Origin of the sequence: Dietzia maris, from assembly GCF_036287335.1 — a bacterium.
Taxonomy (GTDB): domain Bacteria; phylum Actinomycetota; class Actinomycetes; order Mycobacteriales; family Mycobacteriaceae; genus Dietzia; species Dietzia cinnamea.
Window position 1 is genome coordinate 166,112 of the sequence record NZ_CP143053.1, and the last position, 23,531, is coordinate 189,642.

General features: G+C 72.7%; 18 protein-coding genes and 1 riboswitch. Of the genes, 8 read left to right on the top strand and 10 right to left on the bottom strand.

Going from position 1 to position 23,531, the window contains the following annotated elements; all coding sequences use genetic code 11:
* Positions 1-2: 2 nt before the first annotated feature.
* Genes VYL96_RS00775 through VYL96_RS00785 form a run of 3 tightly spaced genes read right to left on the bottom strand, consistent with a single transcriptional unit; the run spans position 3 to position 761 of the window.
* Positions 3-248, bottom strand: coding sequence for a type II toxin-antitoxin system Phd/YefM family antitoxin (locus VYL96_RS00775; RefSeq protein WP_131886478.1), 246 nt, complete (start codon positions 246-248; stop codon positions 3-5).
* A gap of 25 nt (positions 249-273) precedes the next feature.
* Positions 274-528, bottom strand: a complete 255-nt coding sequence (locus tag VYL96_RS00780; RefSeq protein WP_207913603.1) for a hypothetical protein — start codon at positions 526-528, stop codon at positions 274-276.
* Positions 525-761, bottom strand: a complete 237-nt coding sequence (locus VYL96_RS00785; protein WP_207913604.1) for a hypothetical protein — start codon at positions 759-761, stop codon at positions 525-527. The genes VYL96_RS00780 and VYL96_RS00785 overlap by 4 nt, the downstream gene beginning before the upstream one ends.
* A 119-nt stretch (positions 762-880) precedes the next feature.
* A riboswitch (TPP riboswitch) is annotated at positions 881-990 on the top strand.
* Between VYL96_RS00785 and thiC the strand changes: the two genes are divergently transcribed.
* The gene (thiC, locus tag VYL96_RS00790; protein ID WP_109148862.1) at positions 989-2,719 is read left to right on the top strand and encodes a phosphomethylpyrimidine synthase ThiC; all 1,731 of its coding nucleotides are present in this window, start codon (positions 989-991) and stop codon (positions 2,717-2,719) included. (Overlaps the previous riboswitch by 2 nt.)
* Before the next feature lie 359 nt (positions 2,720-3,078).
* Here the strand turns inward: thiC and VYL96_RS00795 are convergent, their stop codons facing one another.
* Positions 3,079-4,806 carry an AMP-binding protein gene (locus VYL96_RS00795; RefSeq protein ID WP_243699797.1) on the bottom strand — a complete coding sequence of 576 codons (1,728 nt, stop codon included), beginning with the start codon at positions 4,804-4,806 and terminating at the stop codon, positions 3,079-3,081.
* A gap of 215 nt (positions 4,807-5,021) precedes the next feature.
* Here VYL96_RS00795 and VYL96_RS00800 point away from each other — a divergent pair, with 215 nt between their 5' ends.
* Complete coding sequence (locus VYL96_RS00800) at positions 5,022-5,870, top strand: tyrosine-protein phosphatase (RefSeq protein ID WP_243699798.1); 849 nt, start codon at positions 5,022-5,024, stop codon at positions 5,868-5,870.
* A gap of 3 nt (positions 5,871-5,873) precedes the next feature.
* On the opposite strand, the gene VYL96_RS00805 is transcribed toward VYL96_RS00800, so the two are convergent.
* Positions 5,874-6,242 (bottom strand): hypothetical protein, encoded by a 369-nt coding sequence (locus VYL96_RS00805; RefSeq protein ID WP_063972907.1) that lies wholly within the window; start codon positions 6,240-6,242, stop codon positions 5,874-5,876.
* Between the two features lie 254 nt (positions 6,243-6,496).
* On the opposite strand from VYL96_RS00805, the gene VYL96_RS00810 reads away from it, so the two are divergent.
* A complete protein-coding gene (locus VYL96_RS00810; protein ID WP_131886480.1) occupies positions 6,497-7,729 on the top strand; it encodes a DNA gyrase subunit A in 1,233 nt (410 codons plus the stop codon).
* A 15-nt stretch (positions 7,730-7,744) separates the two neighbouring features.
* Here VYL96_RS00810 and VYL96_RS00815 read toward each other — a convergent pair whose 3' ends face one another.
* The 5 genes from VYL96_RS00815 to VYL96_RS00835 are packed head-to-tail and all read right to left on the bottom strand — an operon-like array spanning position 7,745 to position 16,458.
* Positions 7,745-11,167 (bottom strand): UvrD-helicase domain-containing protein, encoded by a 3,423-nt coding sequence (locus tag VYL96_RS00815; protein ID WP_131886481.1) that lies wholly within the window; start codon positions 11,165-11,167, stop codon positions 7,745-7,747.
* Positions 11,164-14,103, bottom strand: a complete 2,940-nt coding sequence (locus VYL96_RS00820; RefSeq protein ID WP_243699799.1) for a PD-(D/E)XK nuclease family protein — start codon at positions 14,101-14,103, stop codon at positions 11,164-11,166. Before VYL96_RS00820 ends, VYL96_RS00815 begins: the two co-directional genes overlap by 4 nt.
* Positions 14,104-14,138: 35 nt before the next feature.
* Positions 14,139-14,732: a TetR/AcrR family transcriptional regulator gene (locus VYL96_RS00825; RefSeq protein WP_131886483.1), complete on the bottom strand. Its 594-nt coding sequence runs from the start codon at positions 14,730-14,732 to the stop codon at positions 14,139-14,141.
* Positions 14,732-15,559 (bottom strand): Fic/DOC family protein, encoded by an 828-nt coding sequence (locus VYL96_RS00830; protein WP_131886484.1) that lies wholly within the window; start codon positions 15,557-15,559, stop codon positions 14,732-14,734. The genes VYL96_RS00825 and VYL96_RS00830 overlap by 1 nt, the downstream gene beginning before the upstream one ends.
* Positions 15,556-16,458 (bottom strand): putative nucleotidyltransferase substrate binding domain-containing protein, encoded by a 903-nt coding sequence (locus VYL96_RS00835; RefSeq protein WP_131886485.1) that lies wholly within the window; start codon positions 16,456-16,458, stop codon positions 15,556-15,558. The genes VYL96_RS00830 and VYL96_RS00835 overlap by 4 nt, the downstream gene beginning before the upstream one ends.
* A gap of 201 nt (positions 16,459-16,659) precedes the next feature.
* Here VYL96_RS00835 and VYL96_RS00840 point away from each other — a divergent pair, with 201 nt between their 5' ends.
* Genes VYL96_RS00840 through atzF form a run of 5 tightly spaced genes read left to right on the top strand, consistent with a single transcriptional unit; the run spans position 16,660 to position 23,529 of the window.
* Positions 16,660-18,198: an amino acid permease gene (locus VYL96_RS00840; RefSeq protein ID WP_070723148.1), complete on the top strand. Its 1,539-nt coding sequence runs from the start codon at positions 16,660-16,662 to the stop codon at positions 18,196-18,198.
* A gap of 6 nt (positions 18,199-18,204) precedes the next feature.
* Entirely contained in the window at positions 18,205-19,086 is an 882-nt protein-coding gene (locus VYL96_RS00845) for an urea amidolyase associated protein UAAP1 (protein WP_131886486.1), read from the top strand.
* 11 nt (positions 19,087-19,097) lie between these two features.
* The gene (locus VYL96_RS00850) at positions 19,098-19,742 is read left to right on the top strand and encodes an urea amidolyase associated protein UAAP2 (protein ID WP_131886487.1); all 645 of its coding nucleotides are present in this window, start codon (positions 19,098-19,100) and stop codon (positions 19,740-19,742) included.
* A gap of 59 nt (positions 19,743-19,801) precedes the next feature.
* Positions 19,802-21,784 (top strand): 5-oxoprolinase/urea amidolyase family protein, encoded by a 1,983-nt coding sequence (locus VYL96_RS00855; protein WP_131886488.1) that lies wholly within the window; start codon positions 19,802-19,804, stop codon positions 21,782-21,784.
* Entirely contained in the window at positions 21,781-23,529 is a 1,749-nt protein-coding gene (atzF, locus tag VYL96_RS00860) for an allophanate hydrolase (protein ID WP_131886489.1), read from the top strand. The genes VYL96_RS00855 and atzF overlap by 4 nt, the downstream gene beginning before the upstream one ends.
* Positions 23,530-23,531: the final 2 nt, after the last annotated feature.

The following is a 23,531-nucleotide window of genomic DNA, read 5'->3' on the forward strand; positions in this document are numbered from 1 at the left end:
GTCTACAGGCCCAGTTCCGCCATGAGGTCTTCGTGGGAGATGCTGTCGTCCTCGCGGCGAGCGGCAGCCGCGGCTTTCATGTCGGCCTGATCTTCCAGGGCCTGTAGGGCGCGGTCGAAGAACTCCGGCGAGACGACAACGGCGCGACGACGGCTGCCCCGGCTGAGGATCTCTACCGGCGCCCGCTGCGCGGCATCGAGTAACTCGCTCTGATGAGCGCGGAAGTAGCTCAGCGTCGTGGTGACCATGCCAGCAATAGTACATCTTGTACAACTAGTGGCCCGGTTGCCTGCATGATCTCGAGTGGGTGGTGAGCTCCCTCGTCGTCGCCCCCGGACGGTCCGACGGCACCCCCAACACCACGGTGCGCGTGGTCGACTGGGTGACATACGTGGTGCCACCCTCGGTCGCGATCCCGTTGGACACGCCGACCTGCGCGCGGCGCGACCACTCGTCGTCGATCTCGCGGGCCGCGGTGACCCGCGTCAGCCGGCCCGTCTGGCCGGTGACGATTACGTGTGCGGTCACATCCAGTTGACGCCGTCGTGTTCGTGTTCGCGCACTCGGTACTCGATCATTCTGGTGAGGAGTGGGTGAGGCGGTGGGGTGCCGTATGGCAGGGCGACGGTGCTTTTGCCAGTGCGGTACCGGGTGAGCTCGGCTTCGAAAGCAGCTTTGGTGGATGGGGTGAAGGCCATGCTGGCATGGGCCTTGTGACCGCTGAACATGAACAAGATGACGCCGTACTCGGTTATGAACATCACAGCCGGGCGGACCTCCGTTTCTACTCCGCAGGAACCGGCGGTGCAGATGCCCCCGGTCAGCGCCTTCTCTCCGCTCGGCCGGGGTGGTGGCGGTTGTCGTGGGCTGTTAACGTCGGGTCTGTCCACACGGGAGCCCTAATGCAGGGGCTGAGATCGGGCTGAAGCAGCCTGCGACCGTCGAACCTGCCCGGGTAATGCCGGCGAAGGAAGTAGGAGCACCTCACATGAGTGCATCGAAATCGCGCGCACTGACGTATGTCCACGACACCGAACATGATCTCCGAGTGCCGGTCACCGAGATCGCCCTGGGGGATTCCCCGGGCGGGGCGCCGAACGCCCCGGTGCGGGTCTACCGCACAGCCGGCCCGGGCAGTGACCCGGTGGTCGGGCTCCCGCCGCTGCGGGCCGCGTGGATCCGGGGCCGCGAGGACGTGGAGGAGTACGAGGGTCGGGAGCGGAATCTGCTCGACGACGGCCGCTCGGCGATCCGGCGGGGTGAGGCCTCCCAGGAGTGGAAAGGCGCGACTCCGGTGCTTCTCCGGGGCAGAGAGGGCCGGACGGTCACGCAGATGCACTACGCCCGCGCGGGGATCATCACCGAGGAGATGCGCTTCGTGGCCTTGCGCGAGAACTGCGACGTCGAGCTGGTGAGGTCCGAACTGGCGGCAGGGCGGGCGATCATCCCGGCCAACGTGAACCACCCCGAAGCCGAGCCGATGATCATCGGCAGGGCCTTCCTGGTGAAGATCAACGCCAACATCGGCAACTCAGCCGTCACCAGCTCGATCGCCGAGGAGGTGGACAAGATGCGATGGGCCACCAAGTGGGGAGCTGACACGGTGATGGATCTATCCACTGGCGATGACATTCACACCACCCGCGAGTGGATCATCCGCAACTCGCCGGTGCCGATCGGCACCGTGCCGATCTACCAGGCTCTGGAAAAGGTCAACGGGCAGGCCAACGAGCTGACCTGGGAGATTTTCCGGGACACCGTGATCGAGCAGTGCGAACAGGGTGTGGACTACATGACGATTCACGCCGGAGTATTGCTGCGCTACGTGCCGCTCACAGCCGATAGGGTCACCGGAATCGTCTCCCGGGGCGGGTCGATCATGGCCGGTTGGTGTCTAGCCCACCACCAGGAGAACTTCCTCTACACCCACTTCGACGAGCTCTGCGAAATCTTCGCCCGCTACGACGTCGCCTTCTCCCTGGGCGACGGGCTACGCCCGGGGTCGATCGCCGACGCCAACGACGCCGCCCAGTTCGCCGAACTCGACACCCTGGCCGAGCTCACCGCCCGGGCCTGGGAGTACGACGTGCAGGTCATGGTCGAGGGCCCCGGGCACATCCCGCTGCATCTGGTGCGGGAGAACGTCGAGCGACAGCAGGAACTGTGCCACGGAGCCCCGTTCTACACCCTGGGCCCGCTGGTCACCGACATCGCGCCGGGCTATGACCACATCACCTCCGCGATCGGGGCCACGGAGATCGCTCGCTATGGCACGGCCATGCTGTGCTACGTCACCCCCAAGGAGCATCTCGGGCTGCCGAACAAAGAGGACGTGAAGACCGGGGTCATCACCTACAAGATCGCCGCTCACGCCGCGGACCTGGCCAAGAACCACCCCGGAGCGGCCGAGCGAGATCATGCGCTGTCGAAGGCGCGGTTCGAGTTCCGGTGGCGAGACCAGTTCGCATTGTCTTTGGACCCCGACACCGCCGAGGCGTTCCACGACGAGACGCTGCCGGCCGAGCCGGCCAAGACCGCGCACTTCTGCTCAATGTGCGGGCCGAAGTTCTGCTCCATGCGCATCTCACAAGACATCCGCAACCAGTTCGGTGGCGCCGAAGAGCAAGAAGCAATCGCCGGGATGCAGCAGAAGTCCGCCCAGTTCCGGGCCGCCGGATCCACTGTCTACCTGGACGCCCCCACAGTCCCCACGAACTAAGGGCCCCTGCACCGGGGCGCGGCGCGGTGGACCGAGGGAACCCCCCTGGCTGCCTTCCCTGACGGGTCGGCGGACAGGGGGCCGTGACCCTGGATCGTGGACACGCTGATTCCAGCACGGTACCGGGGGAAGCGGGAATCCATGACATAGCACGGAAGAACTACACGGACGAGGTTCGTCGGCGGGCGGTGGACTTGTACGAATCGCCGCCTGGCGCCACGCGCGAGGGCATCGCGGCTCACCTCGGGGTCTCCCGCGGTTTGCGGGCCGCATAAGGGCAACCGGCGCCAGGGCCACGGCGAGCCCGACGGACACCGCGCGCACGGACGCCGCGCGCAGGATCCGCCGGGCCCGCATTGTCAGACCCCGGCCGGCCGGCGCCCGTGCAGCTGGTACTCGGCGAGCAGCGCCTCGCGGTCGGCGTCGGTGAGGGGCCGGTACACGTCGTCCGACTTGTCGGCGCCGCCGCGCAGGTAGACCTCGCCCGGCTCGGGCCACGACTCGCGTCGCAGGCTGGGCTTGGAGATCTTGCGGGTGGCGGTGACGGGCATCTCCTTCATGATACGAACGAACCGCGGCGCCCACTTGGTCCCCATGTCGGGCTGGGTGCGGCAGAACTCGGTGAACGCGTCGGTGTCGAACTCCACGCCGGGCTCCAGCTGGATGGCGGCCATCACCTGGTCGCCGGTGCGCGGGTCGGGCACCGGGTAGACCGCCACGACGAGCACGCCGGGGAAGCGGTCGAGGATCCGCTCGACGGGGCCGGCGGAGAAGTTCTCGCTGTCCACGCGGATCTTGTCGCCGGAGCGGCCGGCGAAGTAGAAGTAGCCGTCAGCGTCCTTGTAGCCCAGGTCGCCGGAGTGGTAAACCTCGCCGATGTTGCGCTCGGCGGTGGCCTCCGGGTTGCGGTAGTAGCCCTCGAACAGCTTGGCGCCGGTGAGGTTGCAGATCTCGCCGATCGCCTCGCCGGCGTTGGTCAGGCCGCCCTCGTCGTCGAACTCGGCGATCGGGCACTCGTTGCCCTCCTCGTCGAGGATCGCGACGTCCATGTAGGCGCCGGCCACGCCGAGCGCGCCGGGCGGGGTGTCCTCGGTGTGGCTGATGACCACGCCGCCCTCGCTCGAGCCGTATGACTCGAGCGGGGTCACGCCGAAGCGGCGCTCGAACTCCACGCGGTCGTGGACGGAGGCCTCGGTGCCGAAGACGACCCGCAGGCGCGTCTGCTTCTCCTCGGGGACCTCGGGCCGGGCGAGGATGTAGGACAGGGACCGGCCGACGTAGTTGAAGTACGTCGCGTCGAACTTCAGCACGTCGGGCAGGAAGCCGGAGGCCGAGAACTTGCGGCGCATCGCGAAGGTGCAGCCCACGTACGCGGCGGGCGCGAAGGCGGCGAACAGGGCGTTGCCGTGGAACAGGGGCATCGCGCTGTAGGCCACGTCGTCGCGCACGAGGCCGCGGTAGTTGATCGTGCCGAGCATCGCCATGCGGCCGGTCGAGCACATGACGGCCTTGGGCGCGCCCGTGGAGCCCGAGGTGAACAGCAGCGCGAGCAGGGTGTGGGGGTCGCGCGCGTCCTCCGGGTGCAGGCGGGGCTCGGCGCCGGCGTGGTCGGCGAGCAGGCCGCGCCACTGCTCGGAGTCGATGTCGAACGAGGCGACGGCGCCCGTGTCGAGGCCGTCGAGCAGCGCGCTGCCGTCGGCGTCGGTGAGGATGACGTCGCAGTCCACGCCGCGGATGTCGGAGGCGAGCTCGGCGCCGCGACGGGTCGGGTTGATGCCGATGATCGTGACGCCCGCGAGCGCCGCGCCGGACAGCGTGAACAGGTACTCCGGCACGTTCTCCAGCAGGATGCCCACGTGCAGACGCTTGTAGGGGTCGGGGCGCTCGGCGTAGGAGGACGAGTACTCGTCGGACCAGCCGCGCAGGATCTCCGCGCGGACGGCAGCCTCGGCCGCGAACTCCCGCCAGGTCCACGAGGAGTCCTCGAACAGCAGTCCCGGGTGATCGTCGGTCGACCGCTCCAGCAGGATGTCGCCGAACGTCTCGTGCTGCATGGCGTGGCCGGGATTGAAATCTGTTCTGGTCATGAGATCGCACAATAAGCCATTGCAACCCGTTCTACGCCGGAAACGGGCGGCAACATTGACACGTGTCAGCTGCTCGTGTCCGGGCGGCTGTTCTGTCGCCGTCGGGACGCTGTCGCGGAGCCTGATCGGGTAGGAACGAGGCGTGGCGCGCCGCGCGGGCGGGCCGGGATCGTGAGGGGCGTGGGATGGTGGCGGAACCGGGCGGAAACCGCAGCGTGGCATCGGGTGTCGAGGTTGGTGGCGGCATCGGTGTTGGTGTTGATGGCGACGACGACGAGGTCGGCCTCCACCGCGACGGGTTCGCGGTCGAAGAGATCCGGCTGAGCAGCGTGCACAACTTCCGGGACGTGGCCGGCCCCGGGTACGCCCTCCGGCCGTCCGGCTCGATGACCCGCGGTGTCGTCTTCCGGTCCACCGCGCTGTCCGTGGGCGAGGAGGATCTAGGGGTCCTCGAGCGGCTCGGCGTGACCGCGGTGGTGGATCTGCGGACCGGCGCGGAGATCGAGAGGCAGCCCGACGTCGTCCCCGCCGGCGCGGAGTACGTGCCGATCGACGTGCTGGGCGGGCACACGTCCGCGGCGACCCTCACCACGACCGGCCTGGTGGGGGTCGAGGAGGCCCGCCGCGAGATGGCTGAGACCTATGAGCGGTTCGTCCTGGGCGACCACGAGCGCGGGGCGTTCGGTCGCGCGATGAGCGTCCTGGCCGAGTCGTCCGGCCCGGCGATCGTGCACTGCACCGCGGGCAAGGACCGCACCGGCTGGGTGTCGGCCCTACTGCAGCTGCTGGTGGGGGTGCGGGAGGAGGACGTCGTCGCCGACTACCTGCTCACCCGCGAGATGTCCGCGGACTTCGTGGCGGCGATCCGCGCGCACGTGCAGTCCCAGATGCCGGAGCAGCTCGAGGCGGTGGAGGTCCTCATCGGTGTGGAGGAGGCCAATCTTCGCCGCTCGCTGGACGCCCTGGCCCGTGAGTTCGGTGACGCCAGGCGCTATCTGGTGGAGGGCGCGGGCGTCGACGCCGAGGTCGTCGACGAGCTGACGGCCCGGCTCCGGTCCCGCTGAGACTCAGGTCAGGATGAGCAGTGCGCCGAGGACGCCGCCGAAGCCGACGGACTGCAGCACCACGGCGACGGTGCGTCCGACCTCGGTCCGGGCGCCGGCGTGGACGCGCGGCCCGGCCAGGGTGACGGCGAAGATCATGACCACGGCCGCGACCCCGGCCAGCGTGTCCGCCAGCCGCTCGGCCACCCCGTAGACGGCCGCGAGGCCCAGGAACCCACCGACGAGGGCGGCGGCGATGGTCGTCAGCGGAGCGGGGAACACCGTGGCGTGGCCGCTCTCGTCACCGACGAGGCCGTCGTCCGGGCGCGCGGGCTCCGCCCGGCGCTCATCCGGGAGTGCCTCGCGGTCCCGGATCATCAGACGTTCGCTCATGTCCTCGACCGTACGCATCGGCGATCGGTTCCGGCCGATCCCTCCGTGCGAGTGGTCGGATGGATGGCATTTGCGCAGGCCTGAGGCGGTTTCCTCCTGCGGAGAGGTCAGTCACACGTCGGTTCACTCCCGGCCCTCCGGCCTCGCTGGGCGCCCCCTGTCTCGGACCCACCACCGGCGCGGAGGTGGGCGTAGGATGCCCGGGGATCCGCTGGGGCTCGGGTCCGGATCGTGTGACTGCCTGGGGGGTTGACGTGGGCGCTGCGGGTGCCATCGGTGGGTGGTTCGAACCATCCGACGAGGTCGGACGGGCGTGGGACGAGGCCGAGGCGATCCTCCGCGCCTGCGATGACCTGGACGCGGTGATGGCCGCGATCCACGACGCCGACTCGCCCGTCGAGGCCCGCCGCGCACTCAAGCGCGACTTCGGTTTCACGGGACGCCAGGCCGCGCTCTTGCTCACGCTGCCGGTGCTGTCGTTCACCCGCTCGGAACGTGAGCGGCTTGCCGGCGGACGCCGCGCACGGCTGGAGCTCCTGGCCGACGTCACCGGGGTCCTGCCCGCGGTCCCCGCGGACGGCGATGTCTCGGAGCAAGCGCCCGCCGCCGCCGCAGAACCGGCCCACACCGAATCCGCCCACGCCGAACCCGCCCATCAATCACCGCCTCCCGCCGAAGTCGACCCCGCTGCCCCGGTCCTCGCGGGCCCCGATGACGGGTGGAGCGCCGAGTTCGACGGCGCGTTCGCCCGGATCAGTGGCGCGATGGCCGCGTCGTGGGGTGACGCCGCGCCCGATCCGGCTCCCGCAGACGATCTCGCCGCGCCCCGCGATCCGGCGCCCACCGCTGCCGCCCCGGTGGGGCCCGCCCGCCCGGGGCGGCGGTCGGCGGCCGTCGAGCAGGACGCGTGGGCGGTCCTGGACGAGCAGATCGGCGAGCTGTGCGACGCGCTCGCGGAGCTCCTCCGGGTGCCCGCTCCCGCGCCGGCGGTGGTGGCGGTGGACGACCCGCGCAGCTCGGACAGCCCGAGCGGGGTCCTGCTGGACGGGTCCGGCGTGGATGACGAGACCGGTATCCGCACCCTGCTGTGGCATCTGCGGCGCACGGGACTGGACTCGGTGGAGGGCCTGTTGCCGTTCGCGGAGCCGCTAACCACCGAGCGCGGCTTCGACGTGCAGGCGGCGCGGTACGAGGATGCGATGGGCGCGGGTGTCCTCGGGTTCGAGCCGGGAGGCGACGCGACCTGGGCCGGGCGGTTGTGGCCGATCGCCGAGCGGAGCGGTTTCGGCTACGCGGTGTCGTACCGGGGAGGCCCCGACGCCGGCTCGGTGTGGGCATACGGCGGTGGGCAACCCCTGCACCGACTGTGGGATTCCGTCGTGGACCTGCTGGTGGAGTTGTACCAGGCGGTCACGGCGGGGGCCCCGTGCGACTCCGCGCTGGCGGCGGTCGCGGCCGGACGGGTGGTGTGGACCAACCTCGGCTGAGGCCCCACCCACGCCTCAGCCGAGGTCGCGCGCCACGACCGTCGGCCGGGCACCCCGGCAGAAGACCAGCTCGATCCGCGAGACGGCCCTGCCGGTGGAGCCACCGAGGAGCTCGGCGTACGCGCACAACTGCAGCAGGTATTCGTCGACGGTGTCGGTGGTGGCGGCGACGTCGGTCTTGTAGTCGATGATCGACAGCGATCCGTCGTCCTCCTGCACCACGAGGTCGACGACACCGTCCACCGCCACCCGCGTCCCGTCCGACGTCGTCAGGGTTCCGGCGGCGGGCAACTCGGCCCAGTGCGTCCTGCTCGCCGCGCGCCTGACGGGCTCGGAGGTCAGTGCGGTGCGTGCGACCGAGACCATCTCGGCGACGGCCTCGGGATTTCGGCTGCCCTGCAGGCCACCGCCCAGTCCGAGGGCGACCAGCTGGTCGGCCGCCCACCGGCCCCAGTCCGCCATCGCGGAGTCCGGGTCGGCAGCCGGTCCGAGCAGCCGACTGAGATCGGTGTGCTCGGCCAGGTGGTGCACGGCGGTGCCGACGTCGGGCCCGGAGGCGACCGGTGTGTACCGCGGCCTGGGCGGCAGCTCCTCCGGACGGGCCGGGGCCGGTGCGAACCGCTCCCGCAGCGCGGCGGCCAGCTGCTGGGGCAAGGACGGTTGGCGCTCGGCGTCTTCGATTTCTGGCGCGGCATCCACCGCGTCGGGGTGCACGATCCGCGTCGCCGACCAGCCCGCGCGCTCGGCGGATCGGGCCGCGATCTCGTGGGTGCGCTCGACCCACTCGGCCTCGTCGGGCACGTCGACCTCCGGCGCGGCCGCCGCCTCGAGCAGGTTCTCGCCGTACTCCACCAACGGGGGCGCGTCGGGCACCTCGACGATCGACCCGAGCAATGACCCCCACAGCTTCTTGGGGGTCTTCTTCTGGGTCAGCACGTACCCGTGCCCCGAGACCGCCAGCCGGCTCTCGGCGCGGGTGGTGGCCACGTAGAGCAGGCGGATCCGCTCGGCCAGCGAGTGCTCGGCCTCGCGCGCGGCGGCGCGGCGGAAGGCCGGGTCGCGGACGACCGCCGAGAACGACGCCGCGGGCCGCGGCGGCTCGTCCTGCGTCCAGAGCAGGCGGGACCGGTCGTCGGGCCACTTACGGCTCATGCCGGCGAGCACGACCATCGGGTACTCGAGCCCCTTGGATGCGTGAATGGTGGTGATGCGCACCGCGTCGACGCCGATCTCGGGGATCGCGGCCTCGGGCACGCGGGCGTCCTCGGCGGTCAGGGCCATCGCCCAGTCGGCGTACTCCCGCAGGTCGGCGCGGGCCGGATCGGCCGCGGACTCCTCCCACTGCCACGCGTGCTCGATCACGAACCGGATCCGCCGCCACAGGTCGCGCCGCCTGGGGGACTCGGCGACGGACTCGAAGACCATCCGGTCGTGGACGAGCCTCTCGAGGAGTTCGCCCGGCCGCCTGGTGGACCGGCCGAGGGCCGAGAGGTACCGCATGCCCTCGGCGACCGGCGAGGACGCGAGGTCGTCGGGGGCGGGGGCGGTGAGTGCCCAGCCGCCGCCACCGGCCCGCCAGCGCACCAGGTCGTCGTCACCGCAGCCGAACAGGGGTGAGCGCAGCGCGCCCACGAGGGACGCCTCGTCGGCGGAGTTCGCCACGGCGCGGACGGCCAGCAGGAGATCGCGGATCTCCGGCGTCCCGTAGACGATCGAGGACGCCTCGGTCCGGAAGTCGATCCCGGCGTGATCGAGGCACGTCTCGAGCATGGGCAGCGATCCGCGCGACGGCAGGAGGATCGCGATGTCACCGAGGCGAAGGGGTCTCTGCTCACCGTTCTTCGACTCGTGGGTCCAGCCTTCGCGGATGGCGGTGACGATCACGCGGGCCACGTCTGCGGCCTCGATCCAGTGACGGGTGTGGTCGTCACTCGCCTCCGGCGGGCAGTGCGGGGGGACGTCCTCGGTGCGGAAGACGAACGGACGCGGCCCGTGGGCCGGGTCGTACTCGGGGCGGCCGGGCGCGGGCTCCAGAGCGCGGTACTCGGGTTGGACGCCGTCGGTCGCGGTGAGGACCTCGGAGAACACGTCGTTGACCCAGTCGAGCACGGCGCGCGAGCAGCGGAAGTTGGTGCTCAGCCGCTCCACCTCGACCCCGCTCGTGGCACCGCCGTCCCCTTCCCGGGCGCGCAGGTACGTCGCGATGTCCGCACGCCGGAAACGGTAGATGGACTGCTTGGGATCGCCGACGGTGAACAGGCGCCCGGGCTCGGTCCCCGATCCTCCCGGCGCGGACGTGAGCAGCTCGGCGAGGTCCAGCTGAATGGGGTCGGTGTCCTGGAACTCGTCGATGAGGATCCGCTGGTAGCGGTCCCGCACCCGTTCGCGGACGGCCTCGTCTCGGAGCAGGTCGCGGGCCAGCACCAGCTGATCGTGGAACTGGAGAGTCCCGTGGCGGCGCCGCTCGTCGGCATGCCGGCGGACGACGGGGATCAGCGCGTCCAGCACGAGGGCGATTCGTGGGCGCCAGTGCGCGGCGAGGACCTCACCGCACAGTTCGGGCAGCTGCCTGATCTCCTCCTTGATGGAGTCGAGCACGTCCTTCCCGCCCCAGCTGGCGCCCTTACCGCCGCGCCCGACCCCCACCGGCTTGGCGAGGAGCTCGACCCAGGTGGGGGACGCGGCCGGATCGGTGGTCGCGGCCTCGAGACTCTCCAGCCACGCCTGGTGCTTGCCGAGGGTCTCGTAGAACAAGTCCGTCTCGTCCCGGCACGAGTCGCGCCACCCCACGATCGAGCCGATCGCGGCGACGACCTCCGACAGGTCCGGCGACCCGGGCAGCTCGGCCGGCCCGGAGTACAGGGGCTCGCCGGGCAAGCGGTCCCAGTCGCGGTGCAGGGCCACGACGACCTCGCGGAAGGCGAGAGGGCTGACGCCCGCGTCGAGCATGTCGTCGACGGCCCGGGCCAGGTTGCCGCTCCGCTCCGCCGTCGGTCCGCTGCCGAACAGGACCGTGGCGCACTCCTGCCACAGCGCCTCGACGGCCGCGGCCTCAGCGGTGTCCTGTTGGGCGGTCACCTTCGGCGGGATACCGGCCTCGAGCGGGTTCTCGGAGAGCAGGCGGAGCGCGAAGGAGTGCAGAGTCCCGATCGCGGCCGTGTCGAGCCCGGCCAGGGCCTCGTCGGCGCGGGTATCACCCTCCGCGCGCCTCTCGACCAGGTGCACGCGGAGCCGGTCGCGTAGCTCGGCGGCCGCCTTCTCGGTGAACGTGATGGCGGCGATCCGGTCGATCGGCACCGCGTCGTCCAGCAGGAGGGTGCTGAGACGGCGGACGAGGGCGTACGTCTTGCCGGTCCCGGCTCCCGCCTCGACGAACAGGGTGGCGGCGGTGTCGGTCTCGACGCGGTCGCGGGCGGCCTGGTCGGGGAGCTGGCTCATGAGGAGGTCTCCGATTCGGATTCGGTGGTCACCGGGGCGACCAGGCCTGCGAACGCGCGATGGGACGAGATCGGCTCCTGGCCCGACAGCTTCTCCCATGCGCGGTCCAGCTCGTCGCCGCCGAGTAGGTTCGCCAGGTCGCGTGAAGAGCCCCGGCCGCCCTTGAGCGGGAACCACCCTCGCTGGAGGGCGTCGATCAGGTGACCGACGTCCTCGCGGACGCGGTCCATGACGTCCTCGGTGATGTCGAGCGAGATCTGCTCGAACTCCCCGCGCTCGGTGCAGTACCAGTACCGGGCCCCACTCACCGGTGCCCGCCCGGCGGACTGCGCGGCCGCGGCGTAGAGCGGAAGCTGGAAGCGGGTGCCGCGGAGGGTGGGATCGTCCGCGGTCGGGCGGGCCTCCGCCTCGGGAGGCTTACCCGTCTTGTAGTCGGTGACGCGCTGCGCGCCCGCGCGCACGTCGAGTCGGTCGATCGACCCGGCCAGTAGCACGGTCGCCGTGCCGGTGGACGTGGATACCTCGAACGGGATCTCGACGACCGAGCCGTCGTCCGACCGCCCGAACCCGAGTTCCGTCGCGGCCGGCCGCCAGCCGGCGTCGAAGTCGGCGCTGTCCTCGGCGAACCACCGGTCGAGCTCGGCGGCGAGCATCATCTCGCGTCGGCGCCACAGCGATGCGACCAGTCCGGGGGAAGCGGCGATCGCGGCCTCGCACTCGTGCCGCAGCGCCGCCATGAGCAGGTCTCGGTCCGGCCCGGAGCCCCTCTCGATCCGGGCGGAGACGTACCGCTGGAGGATCGCGTGGACCAGGTCACCGTAGTCGCGCAGGTCCATCTCGATGTCCGCCGCCGGATCGTCGAGCGTGCGCACCCGCAGGACGGTGGAGAGGAAGAACAGGTAGGGGCTCTGGGCCCAGTCCTCGAGCCGGGTCGGGGAGAGGGGCTGCTCGAGGACGGTGAGCAGGTCGGCGGCCGACGACACGTCGCCCGTGAACCGGGTGAACCGGCCCTGTCGGCGGTCGCGGCGCATCTCGTGGGCGGACACGAGCAGCGCGGGGGCGTCGGGACGCGTGCGCCACCCGCCGGCGGCGAGGTCCCGGAGCCGCAGTTCCGTCCGGGTGGCCGGATCGGTCCCCAGGGCCGCGGGCGGGGCCAGGACCCCGTCGACGAACGAGGACACGCCGATCACGGCAGCACACCGGGCCACGTCCTCCTGCCACCGGGTGGCGTGGACGGGCGAGCCGACGAGCCGGGAGAGCGTGGGGAGCAGCCAGCGGGACGGGATCCGGTCCCCACCGCCGCGCATCGAACCACGGGGGAACGAGCACAGCCGGCGCTCGGAGCCGGCGGCCAGCGCGAGCTGGAGGACGCGGTAACGCTCGTCGAGCACCTCGGCCGACGGGGGCTCGACGGACCCCTCGGGCAGCAGCGGGTCGGGCGCGTGGAGGACGGGCAGCAGACCCTCTGCCATCCCCACCACGCAGACCGTGTCGAGGTCGCGGCCCACGGCGTCGTCGATCGGCCCGAGGGCCACGCCCGCGCCCTCCTCGCCGACCCGGTCGCCCACCGGGTCGAGACGGGCGGTGACGGCGCCCGCCACGCGGTCCCGGGTGATGGCGGGTGCGATGGCGTCGAGGTCGCCCAGGGCGCCGACCACCGCGAGGACCGCCGCGCGGTCCGGACCCTGCCGGAAGGCCGCCGTGACCAGGCCGCGCACCGCGTCGGCGGCCTCCGTCCAGGTCCGGGCGGCGTCGACCGCGGCCAAACCGGACCGGATGAGGCGGATCAACCGCAGCAGGGCCGACGCGGCCGCGCGGTCCGACTCACCCAGCACCTCCGACTCGCCCGATGCCTCCGGCTCGGTGCGCAGGTGCTCGTCCAACCGGTCCCAGTCGCTGCCGCCGATCACCGGGAACCGGGTGCGGGTGAGGGTCTCGACGCGCCGGGACGACACGGCGGCCCCCGAGTCGTCGAGGGGGGCGACCGAGCCCTCGGCGATGATCGACAGCAGCTCCGCCCGCGGCATCACCGACGTGTCCAGGCGCAGCAGGCGCACCAGGGACCGGCCGGCGGGGGAGCGTCCCAACGTCGAGTCGGAGGGCCCGTACACGGCGATCCCCGCCTCGGCGAACGCCCGGTGGAGCAGGCGCAGGTAGGGGTCCGGGGACGGGTAGTAGACCCCGATCCGGTGGCCGGGGACCCCCTCGGCCAGGCGGGAGCGGACGAAGCGGACCACCGCCCGCACCTCGTCGTCCGAGTCCGACGCGTGCAGGACGTGGGTCCCGGTGACCGCGTCCCCGGACGCGGGCTCCGCGGCGGAGGCCAGATGGTCCGACCCGGTGCCGGCGACGGGCGTCACGCCGCGTTCGGCGAGCGCGACCCGCAGCCGCCGCTCGGCGTGCGTGCCCCGCAGCGGCGCGGCGAGCACGACCCGGCCCAGGTCGTCCAGCCGTTCCAGCGCGGTGGTCACCGCCTCGAACTGCGTGTAGTAGGCGCCGCCCGTCATCTCGTGCGCCTCGGCGGCGAGGCGGAGCACCTCGGAGTGCAGCGGTGTCTCGGCGGTGACCGACCCGGGCTCGACGGTCCCCAGGCGCAGGCACGCACGGGCCACCGCCTGCCCGGTGACGGGCTCGGCGGCCACGGCGGCCAGGCGGCCCGGATCCGCGTCGAGCGCCTTGTCCACGGCGGCGGCCAGGAGCGGGAACGGCACCGCGGCCCGCGGGGCGAGCACCGGTGCGGACAGCTCGTCGACGATCTGGGCGGCGGTCCGGACCGCCACGTTGACGGCGCCGCCGGACAGGGCCAGCGCGCGGACCAGGTCCCGGGCGGCCCCGAACGACGGCACGATCACGGTGATCCGGCCGAGCGGATCGGCCGCCCGGAGGCGGCGGACCTCGGCGACGAGGGCGGGGGGATGAGCCTGGGATCCGGTCACACCGCCATGGTGCACCACGGGTCCGACACGGCCGATCACCCGAGTCCGACCGCCCGGGCCGCGGCCCGGCCCCACCGCGCCGCGTCGACGGGGACCGACGGGTGGTCCTGGCGGTGCGCGATCACCGCCTCGACCACGCGGAACGGCAGGTCGAGCGCCGGATCGTCGGCGTCGAGGTCGGGGCGGCACAGGGCGACGAGCTCGCGGTAGATCTCCCGGAGCTCCGAGCGCGCGTCCCGGAACTCCGCGAACTCGTCCCCTGCGACCTCGGGCAGCACGTAGAGCATCCCGACGTTCCACCGCGAGGCGAGGAGGCCCTCGACGTCGAGCGTCGCCAGCGTCAGCAGGGTCTCGCGCGGGTCCCCGCCCCCGGCGCGGAGCCGGCGGGCGTGCTCGAGCGCCGGGGCCACCGTCGCGTCGAGCAGCGCGCGGAGGATCGCGGCCTTGGTGGGGAAGTGCGTGTAGAGGGACGCCTGACGGAGTCCGACGGCGTCCGCGATGGCCCGGGTGGAGGTGGCCGTGTACCCGCGGGTGGTGAACAGCTCCGCCGCGGCGTCGAGGATCTCGTCGGCCGGCGTGGCCCCGGGGCGCCGCCGGTCCACGAGGCGGGGTCGGCCGGGCGAGTACATCAGGGCGTCCTCCGGGTCGGGGTCCGGTCCATCGTGACACTGCCGTCGATCGTCACACGGAGGAACTCGAACCGGTGCGCCGTGGGATCGACCGAGCGGCGGGGTGGGGTGGGCATGGAGGACACGGCGGCCTGCACCCACATCTCGCGCGAGGTCCGGCCGAAGTCCAGGTCGAGGCCGTGGCAGCGCGCGGCGAGCGTCGCGGCCACGGCGGCCGCGCGGCCGTTGCCCTCGCGGAACGGGTGCACGTGGTTGAACCGCGCGTACCAGTCCGCCAGCGCCAGGGCGGCGACCGTCCGGCGGGACGCGGCCGCCGGCGCGGAGGCCAGCGCGTCGGCGACGATCCGCGCGGGCCGCTCCAGGGGCGCGACGAGGTCCGGGACGCGGGACGCGGGCGCGAACACCGATCCCTGCCTGCCGAGGTCGACGATGCGCGGCCGCCCGGCCCAGGCGTACACGTCCCCGAACAGCGCGGCGTGGACGTCGGACACCGTCCCCGGCGCGGGCCCCGGGGCGCGGAGGAGGCGGGCCCCGGCGGCGACGACGAGCAGGGCCTCCGCCCGCGCGAGAGCCCCGGCCGAGGTGATCCCGAGGGAGTTCTGCAGCACCCGCGTCCCCCGGTAGAGGTACGGGGCGCGACGGGCCAGGACCCGCGGCCCGGGTCGCCGGCGGGCCTCCGCGGGTATCGCCTCCAGGACGCGGAGGCGGATCAGCCGACCGGAGACGCCCCGGTCGACGAGTCCGAGCACCTCGTCGTCGTCATCCGGGCGCCATCCCTCGAGCGCGGATACCGCGAGCATCGCGGCGGTGGCCGGGTGGCGCGTCATCCGGGCTGCCGGAACTGGCCGGTCGACCGCAGGTAGTCGAGGGTGCGCTGCGCGCCGGCGATCTCGCGCGCGGCGGCCCGGAGCCCGGCGCGCTCGGCGGCGGTGAGGCGGGACAGCGGCACCCGGTCGGTCCCGGGGCCGTCGGCGTCGGCGCGGAGCCGGACCTCCCACCGGAGCCCGGCGGCGACGCGGGCGGCCTCGCGCAGGGACTCCCACCGGTCGGCGGGGAGGACGTCGGGATCGGCGGCGAGGTCGAGACGCGCGTCGGTGGCGGTGGCGGTGACCCCCGCACGCAGGGCGGCCCACCGCGCGAGCTTGACGACCGGGGTGAGGACGGTCGCCTTGAGGTCCACCACGGGATCGGCGCGGGTCGGCACCCGGAGCCGGGACGGTACCGACGCCCGGGTCGCCAGGGCGTCCGCGAGGACGTCGGCGAGCACCGTGGGGTGCGCGCGCACGGCCCGCACGGCCAGCCGGGGGAGGAACTCCGGGTCGTCGTGGCCGTCGGTCAGGGGGCGGGCGTCGGCGAGCAGGCCCAGGTGGACCACCCCCAGGTCGCGGGCGGGGTCGGCGGCCCAGCCGTCGGCGGCGGCGGACCACCCGGCGGCCGTGCGGACCAGGCGGGGGTCGGCGACCGACGCCGCGGAGGTCTCGGCGAACCACGGCGCGCCCGACAGGTCTGTGGCGGCCACCGCGCGGCGTACCGCGCGGGTGTCGGGGTCGACGACGACGGCGAGGGATTCCAGATCGCTCCCGGGGACGGCCTCTGAGCGACCCACCGATCCGGTCACCCACACCGCGGTCGCCACGGCCGGATCGAGCCGGGCGGCCAGCTCGCGCCGCAACCCGTCGGACCACGCGCGTGGGCGGTCGGCCTTTGTTGGGCGGGCGGCTGTCATGAGCACATTCGACCACGTCAGCGCCCCTGCGGGCGGGGTCGGGGGCGGCGTGAGGGCCTGTTAATGGGAACGAAACATCGCGCAACCCGGGTGTCATGCGCGGCGAGAAAACTATCGCCTGACAGGAAACGGCGCCGCCGCATCCCGGGTCGCACCGACCCGCCCGTCGCACCGCCCCCGCCCCGAGAGGAGATCCGCCACATGAGCGATCCGACCGGACTCACCGCCCCGGCTCCGCAGTGCCGGGGCGACCACGACGACCTCGCGGACTTCGGCTACGAACAGCAACTCCATCGGAGTCTCGGCACGTTCGCGTCATTCGCGGCCGGGTTCTCGTTCGTCTCCATCCTCACGACGATCTTCCAGCTCTTCGGCCTCGGGTACGGGTTCGGAGGCCCCGCCTTCTTCTGGACCTGGCCGATCGTCTTCGCCGGCCAGTTCCTCGTGGCGTTGTGCTTCGCCGAACTGGCGGCCAGGTACCCGATCTCGGGCGCGATCTACCAGTGGTCCCGCCGGATGGGCGGGGAGATCGTGGGGTGGTTCGGCGGGTGGTTCATGATCCTCGCCCAGATCGTCACCGCCTCGGCGGCGGCCATCGCCCTGCAGGTCGTCCTTCCGAGCATCTGGTCCGGCTTCCAGATCATCGGCGACGACCCGGCGCTGACCTCACCATCCGGATCGACGAACGCCGTCCTGCTGGGATCGGTCCTGCTCGTCATCACCACGGTGATCAACTCCATCGGCGTCCGGTGGATGGCCTACGTCAACAACATCGGCGTGACGTGCGAGATCGTCGGTGTGATCGCCGTGGTCCTCGCGTTGTTCACCCACGCGGTCCGCGGCCCCCAGGTCGTCTTCGACACCGCGGGCATGGGGGATCAACCCGGGTACATCTGGGCCTGGGTGGTCTCGGGACTGATGGCGGCCTATGTCATGGTGGGGTTCGGCTCGGCCGGCGAGCTCGCGGAGGAGACGGTCAATCCCCGCCGCATCGCGCCCCGGACGATCCGGATGGCACTGACCGTCTCCGCCATCGGCGGTGGACTGATGATCCTGGGAGCGCTCATGGCCGCGCCCAGCCTCACCGACGGGCGTCTGGCGACCGAGGGCCTTCCCTACGTACTTAACTCGGTCCTCGGGAACTTCTGGGGGAAGGTGCTCCTCGCCGACGTCGTCGTCGCGATCTTCATCTGCACCCTCGCCATCCAGACCGCCGCCACCCGGCTCATGTTCTCCATGGCACGCGACGGCAGGCTCCCGTTCTCGACGACTCTCTCGCGCGTCCACCCGCGGACCGGGACCCCGATCGCGCCGTCCGTTCTGATCGGACTGGCCTGCATGGGCATCCTGCTGGTCAACGTCGGCAACTCCGCGATCTTCGCCACGCTCGCCTCGGTGTGCATCATCCTCATCTACCTGGCCTACCTCTGCGTGACCGGACCGCTGCTCATGCGTCGACTCAAGGGGTGGCCGAACGGCCCCCGGCTCACCGACGCCGAGGGCAGGCCCCTGTTCTCGCTCGGCCGCTGGGGGATCCCCGTCAACGTCCTCGCCGTGGCGTACGGACTGCTCATGACCATCAACCTCGCCTGGCCACGGGCCGAGATCTTCGACCCGTCCGGTGAGACACCGTGGCTGCGGTGGGCGGGCGTGGCGACCGTCGTGGCTGTCGTCGGGCTCGGCGTCCTGTGCTTCCCCCGCGGCAAGACCCACCCCAATCCCGTTCAGATCGGAGAGTGACCAGTCATGACCAGCACCACCGCATCCAGTCCCGCAGGCACATCCACCACCTCGGGTGCCCGCCAGCACGCCCGCGCCCAGGCCGGCATGATCACCGACGCCATGCCGGTCGTCCCCGCCACCGACTGGCCCCACCCACCGACGGACGTCCCGGCTGACCGCCTGACGTGGGCAGAGTCCATCCCCGGTGGCCGGTACACCGCGGTGACCCTGGCCCGGGGCACCCGGATCCGACTCACCGACAGGGATGGCACGGCCTGCGCCTCGCTCATGATGTGGCGCGCGGACGCGCCCTGGGAGCGACTCAACACCGCCGACACGGTGAAGGTCCCGTGGCAGGCCTACCTCGGGACCGGCCATCCGCTGCTGTCGGACCAGGGGCGCGTGCTCGCGACGATCGTCGCGGACACCTCCGGTCACCACGATGCGCTGTGCGGCGCCTCGACCCTAGCGGGGAACACGGCCCGGTACGGGGCCGGGGCGCCGGAATCGGAGTCTCCGGCCGGACGGGAACTGCTGCTGTTGGCGGCGCTCAAGCACGGGCTGGGCGAGCGCGACCTGCCCCATCCGGTGTCGTTCTTCCACGGCGTCCGGGTCGACGGCGACGGCACGCTCGTCTCCACCGGGAACGCCGGCCCGGGCGCGGCGGTCGACCTCGTCGTCCATCTGCCGGTCGTGCTGGCCGTGGCGGTGGCCGACCACCCGCTCGATCCGTCCCCGGACTACCACGCCGGGACGGTGGAGCTCCTGGCCTGGAGCGCGCCGGGGGACCTCGACGCCCTGGTCGCCGACACCTTCCCCGGCGTCGAGCAGGACCAGGAGTACTGGCGCGCCCTGGCCAACTCCGAAGCCGCCCACCGCGCCGCCGCTCTCGCCCCGACCTCCTGAGGAGAACCGCCATGACACAGACAGCGACCACCGACCGGATCGTGCCCGCCAACACGACCGTGATCTCGGACGAGACCGTGCCCGCCCGGGCGGCCTGGTCCCGCGTCCTGCGCGCGGGCCAGACGCTGACCATCGTCGACCTCGAGGGTAACCAGGCCGTCGACACCCTCTTCTACGACGCGCACGACGCCACCCGCCGCTACAGCGCACCGGCGACCGTCGCGGCCCAGGGCTCGATCTTCCTCACCACCGGCAGCGTCCTGCGCGACGACGCCGGCGAGCCGATGGTGACCATCACTGCCGACGAGGTGGGCAACCACGACACCCTCGGCGGCGCCTGCTCGCAGGAGTCCAACACCCTGCGCTACGGCCACCACACCCGCCACCAACACGCCTGCGTGGAGAACTTCCTGCGCGAGGGCGCCCGGCACGGGCTCGGCAAACGGGACCTGGTCCCCAACGTCAACTTCTTCATGAACGTGCCCGTCGACGCCGACGGGACGCTCGGGATCGTCGACGGCCGGTCCGCGCCCGGCAAGAGCCTGGCGCTGCGCGCCGACCGCGACGTGATCGTGCTGGTCTCCAACTGCCCGCAGATCAACAACCCGTGCAACGGCTTCGACCCGACGCCCGTCCGGATGATCGTCACCGCCTGATCCCCGCGGCCTGATCGCGCCGGCCCGACCCGCCACCCGTCACCACAGGAGCACCCGCCATGACCCGCCTCGAGATCCTCGCCCCCGGCCTCATCACCACCGTCCAGGACTGGCCCGGCCGCGTCGGGTACTGGGGGGTGGGCGTCCCGCCCTCCGGCGCGATGGACGACCAGTCGCTGCGGCTGGCGAACCTCGCCGTGGGAAATCCGGAGGGCGCCGCCGGCCTGGAGTGCACCCGCGGCGGCCTCCGGCTCCGGGCGGACGTCCCGGTCACGGTGTGCGTGGGCGGCGCGCACGTGCGGCCCACCGTGGCCGGGCGGCCGGTGGCCCAGTGGAAACCGGTCCCCCTGGCGGCCGGGGAGGAGCTCGACATCCCGGTGATCAGCGGACCGGGGATGCGCGTCTACGTGGCCGTGCGCGGCGGGATCGACGTGCAGCAGTACCTCGGGTCGTCGTCGACCTTCACCCTGGGGCGGTTCGGTGGCCACGAGGGCCGCGCCCTCACCGCGGGGGACACGCTCGCCGTCGGTGAGCCCGGGCCCGCGACACCCCGCCGGATCTGCGCCGAGGAGATCCCCGCCATCGGCCACCACTGGCACGTCGCGGTCGCCGAGGGGCCCCACGGCGCGCCCGAGTTCCTCACCCGGGCCGGGATGGACGAGCTGTACGCGGCCACCTACACCGTGCACTTCAACTCCGACCGCACCGGCGTAAGGCTCGAGGGCCCGCGCCCGAAGTGGGCCCGGCCCGACGGCGGCGAGGCCGGGCTGCACCCGTCAAACCTCCACGACAACGCTTACTCGGTGGGCGCGCTGGACTTCACCGGCGACACCCCGATCCTGCTCGGCCCGGACGGCCCGAGCCTGGGCGGCTTCGTCTGCCCGGTCACGGTGGTGAGCAGCGACCGGTGGAAGCTCGGGCAACTGGCGCCGGGCGACACCGTGCGGTTCGTGCGGGTCCGCGTGGACGCCGTGCCCGACCGGGTCGGCGCCGCGGGCTCGCGGGGCGCGGGCCGTCCGTACGTCCTCGGCGACGGCGGGGACCGCGACGACGGCGTGCTGGGCCGCGGGCACACCGCGGACGGGCTCACCGAGATCACCTACCGCCGAGGCGGGGACGACAACGTCCTGGTCGAATACGGGCGGATGGAGCTCGACCTGGAGCTCCGCGCCCGCGCGCACGCCCTCTACCTGCACCTGCTGTCCAACCCCGTGCCCGGACAGCAGGACCTCACCCCGGGCATCCGGTCGCTGCAGGTCAAGATCACCCCCGGGCGCAGCACCGTGTCGTCGACCCTGGACGCCCTCCGCGAGGCCGAGGCCGCCCTGCCCGCCGCCGAGTCGCTGGTCGTGCCGAGCCGTCACGTCCGACTCCCCCTGAGCTGGGACGACCCCGCCACCCGGGAGGCGATCGAGCGCTACATGTACGGCGTGCGCGACGACGCCCCGTGGTGCCCGTGGAACATCGAGTTCATCCGCCGGATGAACGGGCTGGAGACCGCCGACGACGTGTACCGCACCGTCTTCGAGGCCGAATACATGGTCCTGGGCTTGGGGGACGTCTACCTGGGCGCGCCCGTCGCCACGCCGCTGGACCCGCGTCACCGCCTGGTGACGACCAAGTACAACCCCGCCCGGACGTGGACCGCCGAGAACTCTGTGGGTATCGGTGGCGCGTACCTGTGCATCTACGGCATGGAGGGGCCCGGCGGCTACCAGTTCGTGGGCCGCACCACCCAGGTGTGGAACCACCGACACCCGGAACCGGCACCGGGCTTCGACGCCGAGCACCCGTGGCTGCTGCGGCACTTCGACCGCATCTCCTGGTACCCGGTGACCTCCGAGGAGCTGGCCGACCTGCGGGCCGACACCGCCGCCGGGCGCGGGCGCGTCGACATCACCGACGGCACGTTCTCCCTGGCCGAGCACAACGCCTTCTGCGAGCGCGAGGCCGACTCCATCGCCTCCGCGAGGCGCCGCATGGAGCACGCCCGTGCCGAGGAGTTCGCGCGCTGGGCCGCCAGCGGGGAGCTCAGCGCATGAGCGCCGCGACGACGGCTGCCACACTCCGGGACCGGGCCGCGTCACTGGTCGACGCCGTGCTGACCCGACTCGCGGAGGCCGACCGGCCGGAGGTGTTCCTGCAGGTGCGCGACCGGGAGGCGATCATCGCCGACATGGCGGCCTCCCTCGCCGCCGGCGGGCCCCTCGCCGGGATGACGCTGGCGGTCAAGAACAACGTCGACGTCGCCGGGATACCCACGACCGCCGCGTGCCCGGGGTTCGCCTCCGTCCCGGAGCAGGACGCGGTCGCCGTCGCCCGTCTGCGCGCGGCCGGTGCGGTGGTGGTGGGGGTGACCAACCTCGACCAGTTCGCGACCGGATTGGTCGGCACCCGCAGTCCCTACGGCGCCGTGCGGGCCGCGCACCGGCCGGACCACGTCTCGGGCGGGTCGAGCTCGGGATCCGCGGTGGCGGTCGCACTGGGCATCTGCGATCTGGCGATCGGCACCGACACCGCCGGGTCGGGGCGGATCCCCGCCGCACTCAACGGCATCGTGGGGATCAAGCCCAGCCTCGGCGTGGTCTCCACCGACGGCGTCGTCCCGGCCTGCGCGAGCTACGACTGCGTGACGATCTTCGCCCGCGACGTGCGCACGGCCTCCCGTGCGACCGGCGTGATGGCGGGCGGCGACGGCACGCGGAGCTGGCCCGCGGACGCCCCGCTCGCCGCGGCGCCGGGGGCGACGATCGCGGTCCCGCGCGAGCTGACCGCCATGGCGCCCGGCTGGGCCGAGGCGTTCGCCGCGGCCGTCGACGCGGCCCGCGACCGCGGGTTCCGCGTGGTGGAGATCGATCTCGCGCCGTTCCTCGCCGCCGCCCGGCTGCTCTACGACGGCGCGCTCGTCGCCGAGCGGTACGAGGCGGTCGGCGCCTTCCTCGACGGGGCCGACGGGGCCGCCGATGCCGGTATCGATCCGACCGTGCGCGGCATCATCGCGCCCGCCCGCGATGTGCGGGCGGTGGACCTGCTGCGGGACCGGCGGACCGTCGAGGCGCTGCGCCGCCGGGCCCTGGCCGAGCTCGACCGCCTGGGCGCGGCGGCGCTGCTGGTGCCGACGGCGCCGTTCCATCCGACGATCGCGCAGGTGCAGGCCGACCCGGTCGCCCTCAACAGCCGGATGGGGACCTACACGAACTTCTGCAACCTCTTCGACCTCTGCGCGGTGGCCGTCCCGGCGGGAGAGGTGGACGAGGCGGACCGCGGTACGGCGACGTTCGGCGTCACCGTGGTGGGCAGGCCGTTCCACGACGGCGTGGTGGCCGACATCGCGGCGGCCCTCGCGGCAGAGTTCGCCGGGGAGCGCGAGGCCGCCACCGAGCCGCTCGAACCGTGGCCCCTGGGCGCGGGCGCGCCGACCGTGGACCTGGTGGTGTTCGGTGCCCACCGCCGGGGCGGCCCGCTCGACCACCAACTCACCGGACGCGGCGCGGTCTGGCGTGGCGTCGTGCGGTCCAGCGCCGACTACCGGATGTACCGGCTTGACACGGACCCGCCCAAGCCCGGCGTCCTGCGGCACGCCGAGGGCGCGGAACTGCTCGGCGAGAGGTGGACGATGTCCCCGGCGGCGCTCGGCGCGTTCCTCGACGAGCTGCCCAGACCCATGCAGCTCGGCCGGGTGACCCTCGCGGACGGCTCGGAGGCCGTCGGCTTCGCCTGCGAGCCCACCGCGGTGACCGCGGCCGCGGAGGACCTCACCGCGATCGGGGAGTGGCCGATCGGGTGACC